10 protein-coding genes are annotated in these 13,355 nt (G+C 47.5%); 6 read left to right on the forward strand and 4 right to left on the reverse strand.

What is annotated here, in order from left to right; genetic code table 11:
• The first annotated feature begins 31 nt into the window (after positions 1 to 31).
• From ACYVGR_RS03350 to ACYVGR_RS03360, 3 genes are all read left to right on the forward strand, one after another.
• Entirely contained in the window at positions 32 to 4,177 is a 4,146-nt protein-coding gene (locus ACYVGR_RS03350) for a hybrid sensor histidine kinase/response regulator transcription factor (RefSeq protein ID WP_460953863.1), read from the forward strand.
• 611 nt (positions 4,178 to 4,788) lie between these two features.
• Positions 4,789 to 5,181 (forward strand): LytR/AlgR family response regulator transcription factor, encoded by a 393-nt coding sequence (locus tag ACYVGR_RS03355; RefSeq protein ID WP_460953864.1) that lies wholly within the window; start codon positions 4,789 to 4,791, stop codon positions 5,179 to 5,181.
• A gap of 148 nt (positions 5,182 to 5,329) precedes the next feature.
• Positions 5,330 to 6,061, forward strand: a complete 732-nt coding sequence (locus ACYVGR_RS03360; RefSeq protein ID WP_460953865.1) for an endonuclease III domain-containing protein — start codon at positions 5,330 to 5,332, stop codon at positions 6,059 to 6,061.
• 96 nt (positions 6,062 to 6,157) lie between these two features.
• Here ACYVGR_RS03360 and ACYVGR_RS03365 read toward each other — a convergent pair whose 3' ends face one another.
• The 3 genes from ACYVGR_RS03365 to ACYVGR_RS03375 all read right to left on the reverse strand — a co-directional run bounded on the left by ACYVGR_RS03365 (position 6,158) and on the right by ACYVGR_RS03375 (position 8,604).
• A complete protein-coding gene (locus ACYVGR_RS03365) occupies positions 6,158 to 6,898 on the reverse strand; it encodes a hypothetical protein (protein WP_460953866.1) in 741 nt (246 codons plus the stop codon).
• A 123-nt stretch (positions 6,899 to 7,021) separates the two neighbouring features.
• Entirely contained in the window at positions 7,022 to 7,513 is a 492-nt protein-coding gene (locus ACYVGR_RS03370; protein ID WP_460953867.1) for a hypothetical protein, read from the reverse strand.
• Between the two features lie 107 nt (positions 7,514 to 7,620).
• Positions 7,621 to 8,604, reverse strand: a complete 984-nt coding sequence (locus ACYVGR_RS03375; RefSeq protein ID WP_460953868.1) for an OmpA family protein — start codon at positions 8,602 to 8,604, stop codon at positions 7,621 to 7,623.
• Between the two features lie 244 nt (positions 8,605 to 8,848).
• On the opposite strand from ACYVGR_RS03375, the gene ACYVGR_RS03380 reads away from it, so the two are divergent.
• From ACYVGR_RS03380 to ACYVGR_RS03390, 3 genes are all read left to right on the forward strand, one after another.
• Entirely contained in the window at positions 8,849 to 9,886 is a 1,038-nt protein-coding gene (locus ACYVGR_RS03380; protein WP_460953869.1) for a threonine aldolase family protein, read from the forward strand.
• Between the two features lie 53 nt (positions 9,887 to 9,939).
• Positions 9,940 to 11,553 carry a GNAT family N-acetyltransferase gene (locus ACYVGR_RS03385; protein ID WP_460953870.1) on the forward strand — a complete coding sequence of 538 codons (1,614 nt, stop codon included), beginning with the start codon at positions 9,940 to 9,942 and terminating at the stop codon, positions 11,551 to 11,553.
• Between the two features lie 205 nt (positions 11,554 to 11,758).
• Complete coding sequence (locus ACYVGR_RS03390; RefSeq protein WP_460953871.1) at positions 11,759 to 12,484, forward strand: hypothetical protein; 726 nt, start codon at positions 11,759 to 11,761, stop codon at positions 12,482 to 12,484.
• Positions 12,485 to 12,508: 24 nt separating this feature from the next.
• Here the strand turns inward: ACYVGR_RS03390 and ACYVGR_RS03395 are convergent, their stop codons facing one another.
• Positions 12,509 to 13,327: a peptidoglycan-binding domain-containing protein gene (locus ACYVGR_RS03395; protein ID WP_460953872.1), complete on the reverse strand. Its 819-nt coding sequence runs from the start codon at positions 13,325 to 13,327 to the stop codon at positions 12,509 to 12,511.
• Between the last annotated feature and the right edge of the window lie 28 nt (positions 13,328 to 13,355).

Consider the following 13,355-nt stretch of genomic DNA (forward strand, 5'->3'; position numbering starts at 1 on the left):
TCCGTAGTTAGCTAACTAATGGTTTGCCCGAATGCGATTCCTCTTCCTACTCTTCGTTAGTCTTCTACCAATTACACTGGCTGCCCAGCAGAAGGGCTGGCAGGAAATTACCATTTCCGATGGCCTCTCGCAGGGCATGATCTTCGGGCTGAAACAGGATAAGAAAGGCTTTATCTGGGTAGCTACTAAAGACGGTCTCAACCGCTACGATGGCCATAATTTCACGGTATTTACCCACGACCCGGCAAACGAATACAGTCTCTCCGCCAATTATTGCTCAGCACTTCTAGTCGACAAACGAGGACGACTCTGGATAGGCACCCTCAATAATGGGTTAAATCTTCTCGACGACCGAACGCAACGCTTTTATCACATCAGTATCCACGGTCAGGCAACCGTTAACGCTGGGAACTATGAGATTCAACAGCTGACGGAGGACCCTCAGGGCAATATTTGGGTAAGTACGAATCAGGGCAAGCTGGTTAAAATCACCTTACCGGACTCACTAAAAACGGACTTCCCGGATAAAGCTGATTTTACCGATCAGGTCCAGTCTCAACTGATTACGATTCCCCTGATAGGAGTTACCGGTGCTATTAACCACATCAGTTTTCAACCAGGCGGGCAAGCCCTGATTGGGAGTTCGTTTAACCTGTATACGCTCAACTGGCATCGACCCCGAGAAGCAACGAGAGTCATCCAGGTCGCAGAAAAATTCACCGAATTCTTTTCTACCTATTATGACGCGCAACATGACTGCTGGATTGCCAGTACATCCGATCAGATCATTTGCCTGAAACAGGGTAATAGTAAGGTAATACCTTTACCCAGAAAAGGCTACTCAAGCGTTTATCTAAAAGCGATCGACGCCAACACGCTGGCCATTACAACAACTGATTTTCTGTGGGTAATGCCACCCAGCGAACTGGAAAAGCAGGACAGCCTGACGGCTCGCAATGCGTTTGTTGCAATGCCTCCAGCAGTCTATGCAATTACCGATTTGCTAAAGGACCAGACAGGAAACATCTGGGCAGGCACCAGTGGCTATGGGCTTCGAAAATTCAACCCTAAAATCCGGCAATTCCATTCTTCACTTCCCAATACAACGCTCTCGTTTCTGTATGTTGATCAGCAGGGCCGAACTTACGTGCGCCATGAATTCGCCTACGCACAACTCGACCGATCGACCAATCGGCTAAAGCCATTTTTACCCAACGAATTGCCGCCTGCCGATAAACGACAGCGGTATCTGATGCAGGATCGTCAGGGCACATTCTGGGTATCGAATACCAATTTCCAGACGCATGACATGCATTTGTTCAAGTTTTCAGCGGATTGGAAGCTGCTCAAAAAGTACCCACTACCCACCAACACATCGTTTGGTTTCTATACCAATCAGACCATCGAGGACAAAAATGGTACGTTATGGATTGCAGCCCTCAACGGCATACTCCTCCAGTTTGATCCCAAAACAGAAACATTTCGGACTTTCTCTTTCCAAAGGCTTTTGCCCCAGAAAGGAGCGGAAATCGACACCCAAACGCTCTATCTCGATCAGTCGGGTACGCTCTGGATTGGCACAACCAACGGACTGATCCGGGCCGTTCATCTACAAACTAATCCCGTCTTTTCGCAGTACAAAAATAATGCGACCAATGCTCAGAGTCTGAGTAATGATATGGTTTCCAGTCTGCTCGACGACCCTTATCAACCCAATCGCTATCTCTGGGTGGGCACCAAAGGTGGCGGGCTGGATCGCTTAGACAAACAGACTGGTCAGTTTGAGCATTTTACCGAGGCACAGGGCTTACCGAATAAAGTCGTCTATGGAATTCTGGCCGATGAGTTCCGAAATCTCTGGCTAAGCACCAACCGAGGGCTGGCTCAGTTCAATATCAAAACGCATCAATTTCATAATTACACCAAGGAAGACGGGCTTCAGGATGACGAATTCAACACGGGTTCCTTTTTTAAATCGGCTTCGGGTGAACTACTTTTTGGCGGAGTTAACGGACTTACAATTTTTAAACCCTCGGAGGTAAAACCGCTCATCGGGCCACAGCCTCTTGCGAATATCATTGACCTGAAAGTCAATAATGAAACGATAAAGGTAAGGGCTCCCGACGGCATTCTAGCTCAGGGTATCGAATACACCCAAGCGCTTGATTTGTCGCATAACCAAAACCTCCTGACATTCGAATTTGGCGTGATGGATTATACCAATTCGGCCAAGAATCGCTATCGCTATCGGCTGGATGGTATTGATAAGATCTGGGTAGAGGCAGGTACCAACCGTTTCGCTAACTATGCTCAACTCCCGGCAGGCAACTACACACTTCAAATGATGGGTTCGCCCGATGGCGAGGTATGGAGTAAACCGGTCGACCTGCACATACGCATTCATCCGCCTTTTTATCGCACCTGGTGGGCCTATCTTCTTTACACCCTTGTTCTGATTATTATTAGCTGGCAGTTGTATGCTTTTCAGAAACAACGGTGGCTGCTTCAGCAACAAGTTATTTTTGAGCAACAGGAAGCTAGTCGCCTAGCCGAACTCGATGGTTTGAAAACCAAGTTTTTTGCCAATATCTCGCACGAATTCCGAACACCACTCACCCTGATTCTGGGACCACTGGCCGACCTGAAACAGCGTTTCCCAACCGAAACGGTGTTGGGTTTGATGGAGCGCAACGGCAATCGGTTATTGAGCCTGATCAACCAGCTCCTTGATCTGAGTAAGCTGGAAGCGGGTCAGCTAAAGCCCGAACCCAAATCGGGCGATGTGGCATCCTTTTTTCAAATGCTCGCCAGTTCGTTTAGTTCACTGGCCGAGAGTCGGCAGATTTCATTTACATTCTCGCAGAATAAATCGGAGCAGTGGGCCAGTTTTGATCGCGACAAGCTTGAGAAAATAGTAACTAATCTCCTGGCCAACGCCTTTAAGTTCACCCCTATGGGCAAGGAAGTGCGTATGCAGGTTCACTATCCCGATTCAGCCACAACAAGTACGTTGCTATTTAGTGTTGAGGATACAGGTATTGGCATCAACGAAAAGGACCTGCCCCATATTTTCGAACGCTTCTATCAACGATCTGCTGACGCGCAACCTGTCGCTGTGCGGTCCACCGTTGCGGTTCCAGAAGAGCCAGCCCGTCTCTATGAAGGCACGGGTATCGGGCTGGCGCTGGTCAACGAATTGGTAAAAATGCTGGGGGGAACGATTCAGGTAACCAGCACGGAGGGAATAGGGACGACTTTTACAGTTACCTTGCCCCTACTAGTAGTCGCATCGGAAGGTCCATCACCCCGGTCTGCTAGGACACAGACCGATTTAATCACACACTTCCACCAGCGACCTGTGGCGACACAGGCCGAGGAGGTTAAAACGCTAGTACCCGTCTCCGAAAACATCCTGTTGGTTATCGATGATAATGCCGATATCCGGGCATATGTTCGCAGCATTTTTGAAACCGACTATCACGTCATTGAGGCTGTCGATGGACAGGACGGGCTGGAAAAAGCCACGGCTTTCCTCCCCAATATTGTCATCTGCGATTTGATGATGCCCCGGCTCGATGGATTTGGTTTCTGCCGAACGTTGAAAACCCAGCTAGCCACCAGCCATATTCCGGTTGTGATGCTGACAGCCAAAGCCACCGTTGAAGATCGTATTGAAGGGTTCGAACTCGGAGCCGATGACTACCTGACAAAGCCCTTTAATCGGGCCGAAATTCAGGTTAGGGTACGAAATCTGATTGAGCAACGTCAGCGTTTGCAAACCTGGTTTTCCACGAACTGGCCCGAATCGACGGATCACCTACAGCTACCAACGCCATTTACTGCCGAACAACAGTTTATCGAGCGACTGTCGGCTCTGGTGATTCAGCATCTGGACGATACGCAGTTTACCGTTGAAGATCTGGCCGAAGCGGCAAACCTGAGTCGGGCACAACTCCATCGCAAACTTAAAGCGTTGGCAAATACCTCTGCTACTACCTTTATCCGGGATATTCGACTGAGGAAAGCAACTGAACTGCTCAATGCAGGTCAGTTGAGTGTAACTCAGACTGCTTACGCCGTTGGTTTCGACAATCTATCTTACTTTGCCAAAGTATTTCAGGAGCGCTATGGTGTATTGCCTTCTCAATACGGCAAATCAGCTCCCCAGCCCAGTTAGCCCACCAATACGTCCCATAGGAAGCCAGAAAGCCCACATTTTGGGCTTTTTTGATAGCATGTAACAGAATGAAACATATGTGGTAGCGTCCTGAATCGGTACGGCAGAACTTGCATCCTAATTGGTGATCAGATTGACCATTAGTCGGATCAACGTACACTATTCGCCTACAAAATAAGTTCGTGATGGTAAAAATGAAACATATGTGGTAATGATTGTAACATATGTGGTAGCCTGCACACCATAAATGGCGGTACTTAGTGTCCTAATTCAACCACTCCTGGACTAAATACAGTCTGTTCAACCTTCCTCTTTTTTTACTCAACCTTTCTTCTTTTCAATTAATAATATGCATACACCTCTACAGGCTACTTCGTCCATTCTCAAGTCTACTAGTTACTTTAAGGCTCTAACATTTTTACTTCTTTTATCCCTAACTCAATTGCCTATTGATAGCAATCTATCCAACAATGGCTACGCCCGAATTATAAATGGATTGTAAAGCTTGATCCGGTTCAGCAACAGCGCTCTGCAATCAAACCGGATCAGAAAACAAAAATGGAGAGTACCGAATTATCTATCCGTGTGAGTGTCATTTTAATCTCAACAATATGAATAATCCACAGCTTAGAAAATGGACCGTCAACACATTCGATCCGCAAAACGTCCTTTATCTGATAGGGGATGTTAACTACAGCTATGTCCACCTGCGTAATGGCGAGGTAGTTCTCTCGGCCCGAACCCTAAAATGGTTCGCCCGTCTGTGGCCATCTTTTGTGCGCGTTCACAAACATGCCCTGGTGAATCTGGATTACGTTCAGCATATTAAGCTGGCCCCTAATTTACGCACTCCCAGCTACCTGATCATGCAGAATAAAACCAGTCTACCTATATCCAGACGCCGGGTGGTAACCGTCGTGGAGCAGTTAGATAAATTGGGCAGCCCGACTAGTCAATCATCTTTTCATTCCAGTCAACCAGGTATGCATCACACGGGCCTATAAGTGGCTCACTCGAATTGGCTATGGCGCTGGAACAGCTACCCCAATAGGCGATTTTACCAGTAAAAAGGCCTTTCGTGCATCCAACAAACATTATAGCCCAGGCTGAGTTCAAACAGGCACACATGTACTTTGAACTCAGCCTGTTTACATGAACACTAGTCCAGACTTAGCTGCCAAAACACGCGACGCCCATGAACGACTGAACGAAGTATATGGTATTCAGGCAGTTCGAGGATACCCAGACCCCATGCATGAGCTAATCGGCACAATTTTATCCCACCGAACTACGCATGCAAATGAAGTCATTGCTTACCGAACCATGCGTGAACGATTTCCAACCTGGGAACAAGTTCGCGATGCTCCGCTCCCCGATTTGATTGACGCCATTCAAACCGCAAATTACCCTGAGCTTAAAGCGCCTTATATCCAGAATTTGCTGATCCACCTCTTTCGGGAAACAGGTGCCGCTAATATTGACTTTCTGGGTGACTTATCTACCGAAGCGGCTATGAACTGGTTAACTGCGCTGCCTGGTATTGGCTTCAAAACGGCAACAATTTTACTGCTGTTCACCTTTCACAAACCCGTATTGCCTGTTGATACGCATGTACATCGGGTCACCCAACGATTGGGGTTAATTGGCCCGAAAGTAAGTGCCGAAAAGGCGCATACGGTTCTGCTGGCTTATCTTCCTAAAGACGCTCTGGTTCTGTTTAATTTCCACAAGCATTTTTACTGGCATGGTCAGCGCATTTGCACCTGGTATGACCCCAAATGTACCGATTGCGTTTTACAGTCTATGTGCGATTTCTACCACGCAGGCCGAATGACCTTGTTGAGTAGCACACCCGTCCGAAAGAAGAAAGCTCTAGATTCCTGATCTGCTTACTTGCTTAAGCACTCACATAGTCGAACATAAAAACGCCCTGTTCATTCAGATGAACAGGGCATTGACGATCAGGCAAATTTGTAAAAATTAACTTTTTGACCCGTACTTCCGGGTGTAGAATTCTTTTGACTGCTCTACCCAGTTATCTCGCTCAATACGACCGGGGAAGAACTCAATAATTTCGTTCACCTTGTCGATATCTTCTTTCGTAAAATTAGCAACCTGCCGGAACGTATAGATACCCAGACTATGGAGTTTGCGTTCTAAAAATGGACCAATGCCAACGATATCTTTCAAATCGTCGGCTTCAGATGCAACGGCTCGGCCAATTCGGTCGAAGTTGATCTCACTGGCTCGCGCGGCAATTCGATTGAGTACAGCGGCCTCGGAGTTACCCGTTATGATTGGTGCCGGAACATTGGCCGGAACTGGTGGCTTACTAGGCGGCACTTCTACAACCGGAACAACAACAGGCGGGGCGACAACTGGTACTGTGTTAACCGGAGAGACGGTATCCACATTAATTGGGTCGGGCGTATCATCGAAGGTGAAAGCGGGAAGTAATGGATCGGCATGCACAAACGCAGGCGGTGTTTCGACAACGGGCTGTGTACGGACTGGCGCTGGCACCGTCGTTTTCCCAAGCGATTTCGATCGGCGACACACTTCCAACTCAGCTTCTTTGTTATCAATTGATTCACGAAGCGACCGAATCCGACCGGCAGGTATCAGTCGGCCCAGCAGCCAGCCAATAAATGCAGCAAATGCTAGTAAGAGTACTATTTCAGAGATAGCCACCGGGCGGCTAAAGGGATCTAATCCAAACATAATGGGATTGAATTTTAAATGAGAAGTTTGTTTCAGGTTTCAGCTTCCATGTTTCAGCGTCAAGGTTATGGTTAACCAGCAATAAAACATGGCCTCTTCAACGTGAAACGTGAACTATAAAAATCATTTCTTTACAGCTAACTCAGCCGCCTGCCCCACCCAATTGTCACGCTCGATACGACCAGGGAAAAATTCAATAATGTCGTTGACTTTATCGATGTCTTCCTGCGTAAAATTGGCAATCTGGCGGAATGTGTAAATCCCAATGGCATGCAGTTTCTTTTCCAGAAACGGCCCTACGCCCACAATTACTTTCAGGTCATCGGCATTGGCTGCCGAAGCGACCCCAATCCGGGCAAAATTAATCTCGTTGGCTCTCGCCCGAATCCGATTAAGAACAAGAGTTTCGCCATCGGCGGCAGCAACCACAGCGGCAGGCATTTTCAGACAATCGTCTACAGCACGCTCAGTACTGGCTAGTTCACCTTCCAACTCCCGAATGGTTCGCTGACGCGAAATATAGCCGATAATAAAACCCAGTATACCCGACACCAGCAGCATAATCCATAGCTGCATCTGAGCATCGGCCAGGTTGAGGGGGTTCATGTTAAACATATATCTTGGCTGTTTATTGGTCGCAGGTTTCAAGTTCTAATCACTTACCAGCGCCATTTTGTAACACTGAGTGAAAAAATGAAACCTGAGATCGTTTAAAACAAATTTTATTGAACAACGACGGTTACACGCCGATTGGCTTTCCGGCCCGACATCGTGCTGTTGTCGGCTTTAGGCTCCGTTTCACCTTTAGCTTTCACCTGAATCTGGTCAGAGTCGATTCCCGCTTTACGCAATTTCAACTTCACATCATTGGCCCGATCACGCGAGAGCTGCATATTCACATCTTCGGGTCCGGAATTATCGGTATGCCCTGTTAGCAGCAGCTTTTTATCCTTGTGAGTAGACAAGTATTTGATCGCTTCCTCAAAGAACTTCTTCGTTTCGTCCGTTTTAATGTAGTTCGCTTCGCCTAGTTGGAAATAAAGGTCAATAGGTTTGAAAACTGAGCTAAACTTCTCGGCTTCGGCCAGTGCTTTTTCCGTGACAGGTTCCGTTATCTTAATCGGTTCGGCTGGCTTTTCAACTGTTGTTTCTTCTGGTTTCGGCTCTTCAATTGGCTTAGCAGCACCACCGAAAGCAAAGTAAAGCCCCCCGCGCAGCGAGTCGCCAGCCGCTGTAAATGGCAGATTTCGCTCTTCGGCTTTGGTTGTCAGCAAATCGGCTGGAATACCTTGCTGGATCAGATATTGTTTGATACCTTCGGCCCGAGCCAGACCCAGGTTTGGGAAAGAAGTCGAATTGGTTTCACCGGGTGAATAGTAGCCTGTAATCTCAAGGGCACGGTCAGGGTTCGCCTTCAGATAGGTAATCATCGACTCCAGTGATCCACCCAGGCTATTCATATTTGCATTAGCGCCCGATTTAGCAAAACTAAAATCTCCAGGCAAATCCAGCCGGAACAGATTTCCATCGGCGATCGTAAAGCCATCGGCACCCGGTGGTGTTGTTTCTATATCTGCTTCTGTCGCTACTGCAGACGGGTTTACATCATCACCGCATAGTTGCTTGATTTTGCAGACATGCCACCAGGTAGAGCCTGCCATCCAGAGCACAAGTAAGATGATCCAGGGAGCTTTGTTTGTGAGCATAAAAGGTAGGAGTTTTACAGATACCGTGTTTCGGAATCCGTATTGAGACGGAATTGACCGGAAAAGGTTGCTCAAAAATACATGCAAGTGCTATAAATGCAAGACTATCAACAATTTTGGCAAAAATTCATATAAACTTCCTCGGCAATTTCATTCTGGCGTTCAATTTAGAGTTTCAACTTTGTTGGTAATTCATCAATTTTAAGGGTTAAACTGCATCAACCTGGTTATTGAATTCTGTAAAATGCTTATTGATCTTCGTAGCGATACCGTTACTCAGCCCACTCCTGCCATGCGTGAGGCTATGTTTACTGCGCCCCTCGGCGATGATGTGTTCGGCGATGACCCAACCGTGAATGCTCTTGAAGCTAAGGCAGCTTCGTTGTTCGGAATGGAAGCCGCCCTATTCTGCGCGTCGGGTACCATGACTAACCAGCTTGCCATTCGCACGCACACGCGCCCCGGCGACGATGTAATCTGTGATTACCTATCACATGTGTATCAGTACGAAGGCGGAGGCATTTCGGTAAACGCGCTGGCTTCGGTAAGTCTGGCACACGGCGAGCGGGGCAAGCTCACCCCCGAGCTGATCCGTGAGTATATTTATAACCCGGCCGATTCACACAAACCTCTTTCCCGGCTGGTTGTCCTGGAAAATACTGTAAACAAAGGTGGAGGCTGTTATTATACGATTCCCGAAATTGCTGCTATTCGGCAAGTCTGTACCGAAAATGGCCTGATTTTGCACTTAGATGGTGCCCGCCTGTTCAATGCGTTGGTCGAAACGGGCGAACCGACCACTGCTTACGGTCAGTTGTTCGACTCCATTAGCATTTGCCTTTCAAAAGGGCTTGGTTGTCCGGTAGGGTCACTCCTACTCGGCAAGGCCGACTTTATTCGGCAGGCGCGTCGGTTCCGTAAGCTGATGGGTGGCGGTTGGCGTCAGGCGGGATTTCTGGCTGCTGCAGGCATCTACGCGCTCGATCACCACGTAGATCGGTTGAAACAGGACCACGCCCGCGCCCGAAAAATTGGAGCCATACTCGAAAAACTACCCGAGGTCGTTGAGATTCTACCTATCGATACGAACATCGTCATTTTCAGGCTGCCCGAAACCATCTTAGCCACCGATTATGTTCAACAGTTAGAAACAAAAGGTATTCGCGCCATCACGTTCGGGAAACATTTGGTGCGCTTTGTCACGCACTTGGATTTCACCGATGAGATGGTAGCGGAAATGGACAAACGATTTACGAATGACGATGGTCGAATTACGACGTAAAGGCTCGTGAGAAGGAAATCGTAATTCGTAAATCAAAAAACGTAAATCAATACGTGCATATACAAACCAGAACATTACAGAAAGAAGACTATCATGATCTGAAAGAGACCATGATTGAAGTATATAGTGGCATTGGGGGCGATTATTGGCCGAAGAGTTCAATCAATAAGCTTCTCAGTATCTTCCCTGAAGGCCAGTTTTGTGTGGAGGTCGATGGAAAAGTGGTAGCTAGCGCCCTGGCAATTCGGGTGAAGTACGATGACTTTGGCGACAATCATACCTACTTCCAGATCACGGGTGGCTATACGTTTAAAACCCACAACGACGAGGGCGATTACCTGTACGGTATTGAGGTATTTGTGCACCCCGACTTTCGCGATTTGCGGCTGGGTCGGCGACTGTACGATGCTCGTAAAGAGCTTTGCGAACAATTGAATCTGAAGGGAATTCTCGCTGGAGGCCGTATTCCAAACTACAACAAATTTGCTGATGACCTAACCCCACGGGAGTACATTACCAAAGTAAAGCAGAAGGAGATATATGATCCTACGCTGACCTTTCAACTTTCGAATGACTTCCACGTCAGGAAAGTACTCCGTGGCTACCTGCCCGGCGACACGGAGTCGAAGGAGTATGCAACCCTGCTGGAGTGGATCAACATCTACTATGTGGCGGAGAAAGACAAGCGCCCGCATACCGACTCCATTATCCGGCTTGGGGTAATTCAGTGGCAGATGCGCTTGTTTAAAAATCTAAACGCATTTCTGGATCAGGTCGAATTCTTCGTCAATGCAGTCAGCGATTATCGGGCCGATTTCATGGTGTTGCCCGAGTTTTTCAATACCCCACTCATGGCCGATTTCAACGATCTGCCCGAGCCGGTTGCTATTCGAAAACTAGCTGATTTCACCATTCCCGTCCGCGAAAAACTTTGCGAGCTGGCCATTTCGTACAACGTTAACATCGTAGGCGGCAGCATGCCACTGGTCGATGAGGATGGTAAGCTTTACAACGTGGCCTATTTATGTCGACGCGACGGCTCGTTTGAAGAATACCGAAAAATTCATATTACTCCCAACGAAGTCAAGCACTATGGCATGGTGGGTGGTCACGAAATTCGGGCATTCGATACCGACTGTGGTAAAGTGGGCATGCTCATTTGCTACGACGTAGAATTCCCCGAGCTAGGGCGAATTCTGGCGCAGCAAGGCATCCAGATTTTGTTTGTTCCCTTCCTGACCGATACGCAAAATGGCTATTCGCGGGTACGTCTGTGCGCTCAGGCCAGAGCCATTGAGAACGAATGTTATGTGGCTATTTCGGGCTGCGTGGGCAATCTGCCGCGTGTGCAGAATATGGACATTAACTATGCTCAATCGGCAGTGTTTACCCCTTCCGACTTCCAGTTCCCGACGAATGCGGTAAAAGCCGAGGCCACAGCCAATACCGAAATGGTACTCATTGCCGATGTGGATTTGAGTTTATTGAAAGAGCTTCATGAACACGGTTCGGTACAAGTGTTGAAAGATCGCCGGACAGATTTATACGATGTTGGCCTGAAGAAAGCGGCAAAAAAGGCGCTGAATAAAAGCCTCGATAAACTCAAAAAAGAGTCATCAGATAACGATCCTGAACGCGTTCCACCCGTAATCGTAGTGGCTAGTTAGTTTACCTTGAGTTCTTAGTAAAAAAGCCCTAGATTTAAGTTTAGGGCTTTTTTTAGTGTAGCGTGGACTTCCAGTCCGCGTAGCCGAAGGCTAAATTTTAGCCACCAATTAGCCTTCGGCTACGCGGACTGGAAGTCCACGCTACTGATTGATTCCAACCCTTTTCCGGTTAGTAGAGTCTAGTTATGTATACTCTTAACTAGCCATGTCACTCCCCCGTCTTATCGCTCTATTTTTTCTAATCGGAATTTGTAGCTGTCAGCGTCAATCTTCCCAACCGACGCCTATTGTTCTTAAAGATGCTCCGTGCGATTGTCCATTCATCAGTGGACAACCAACCTATACCGTTAACGAAACCCCTGACTCGTTGACAACGTATTACCTGGCGGTCTGGAAGCATAAATTTATGGAGCGAAACGGACTCAATGAATCTCGCTTCAACACCCTGATTAAATACGTCAGTGGGGCGCTGCAACCCTGGCGGGAAGGGGTTTCCTTTCGGGTCGACTTTGTGTATGAACAGGATTGGCTCAGGATTCGATATAGTGAGCAATTTCGGGTAAACTATGATCCCGAAACGACCAAAGCCTATGCCGTTGATGTGCCCCGTGGTGTTTATTTAACTGAATCGCAGATTCTCTTTCGGCAACCCTGGGATAATGTTCAGCCCATTCAGGTTGGCGCTAAACTAGCCTTTTCATCCTGTGCCGACGCTTGTCAGGCATTGAAAACAAAAACAAAATATCCTGTACTTAAACCCGGTGAGGTTAGGTTTTACACACCTACCCCCCTTCAAACCATCCCTTCCAACGAACCCTATTTGTTTAGTGCGGGAACAATCGACTCAACCGCGAATCGTTGCGTTTTTGGCAGAATTAATCTCGTAACCGGCGAAGCTCAGGCATCAGAAGGGCCTTGCTGGATAAACTAAGTTGGCTTGCCCAACGAGGCAGATTTACACCAGACTTTCAATTGAAAACACATCGAGTTTCGACTTTCTGAAATTACGTACCCGCTTCAGTACAGCATTTCCGTTGTTAGACCCGCCCTCGTTGGTATTTCCTTCAATCGTTTCAAAAAAATCATCGCCGATATCCGTAATTATTCCGGCATGTACCCAATCGTTAGGCGCTTTTTGAAGGAGAAAAATATCGCCCGGTTTCACTAGCGATGGCTTGTTCCGTATTTCTGAGTATCTGAACAGAATGTCTTTTTGTAAACCTGTCGTCCCTACCGTATCACAACTATAGGTCAGCGGCATTAAATCGGTAAAGTTTTTTCCTAATACAGAAGCCGCCTGATCAATAATTGTCTGTACAAATCCCATACACCAGAGCCACTCTGCACCTTCATTACCATCCATGTAGGCCCGAACCCAAGGACCTGAATTTGGCTGCTGGTCGATTATCAATTCAAATGGGCGATTTAACAGGTGTTTTTTAGCCGTGTTTACGATTAGTTTCCGTAAACCACTTCCAGCGCTATCTGTCAGGAAAGCAGTTCGCATCGGTGCGGTTAGTAACTCAAATGTTGGCTGATCGACAACACCTGTCGGAGTTACTTTTTTTGCTTTCTGAAAATTTTTAACCGCCTGCTCGGTCGCCTTTCCAAAATCGCCATCAATACCAGTCGCCGTTGCCACGGCTGGGTTAGCCATAGAGAATAAGGTCAGCCAGGATTGAATTTTCTGGACATCTTTTTTGGTATTCGCGGTTCCATTTCGTTGCTGTGTAGCAGAAATGGTTAGCTCGTCTTGAAAGGAAGTCTTTTGCATGGAGAGGATTGCGTAGTAAGGTTTTTCA

The organism is Spirosoma litoris (assembly GCF_054776755.1).

What these genes read in the sequence shown, in the direction of transcription:
- ACYVGR_RS03350 (WP_460953863.1), top strand. Translation starts at nt 32, where the DNA reads ATGCGATTCCTCTTCCTACTCTTCGTTAGTCTTCTACCAATTACACTG.
- ACYVGR_RS03355 (WP_460953864.1), top strand. Translation starts at nt 4,789, where the DNA reads ATGAATAATCCACAGCTTAGAAAATGGACCGTCAACACATTCGATCCG.
- ACYVGR_RS03360 (WP_460953865.1), top strand. Translation starts at nt 5,330, where the DNA reads ATGAACACTAGTCCAGACTTAGCTGCCAAAACACGCGACGCCCATGAA.
- ACYVGR_RS03365 (WP_460953866.1), bottom strand. Translation starts at nt 6,898, where the DNA reads ATGTTTGGATTAGATCCCTTTAGCCGCCCGGTGGCTATCTCTGAAATA.
- ACYVGR_RS03370 (WP_460953867.1), bottom strand. Translation starts at nt 7,513, where the DNA reads ATGTTTAACATGAACCCCCTCAACCTGGCCGATGCTCAGATGCAGCTA.
- ACYVGR_RS03375 (WP_460953868.1), bottom strand. Translation starts at nt 8,604, where the DNA reads ATGCTCACAAACAAAGCTCCCTGGATCATCTTACTTGTGCTCTGGATG.
- ACYVGR_RS03380 (WP_460953869.1), top strand. Translation starts at nt 8,849, where the DNA reads ATGCTTATTGATCTTCGTAGCGATACCGTTACTCAGCCCACTCCTGCC.
- ACYVGR_RS03390 (WP_460953871.1), top strand. Translation starts at nt 11,759, where the DNA reads ATGTCACTCCCCCGTCTTATCGCTCTATTTTTTCTAATCGGAATTTGT.
- ACYVGR_RS03395 (WP_460953872.1), bottom strand. Translation starts at nt 13,327, where the DNA reads ATGCAAAAGACTTCCTTTCAAGACGAGCTAACCATTTCTGCTACACAG.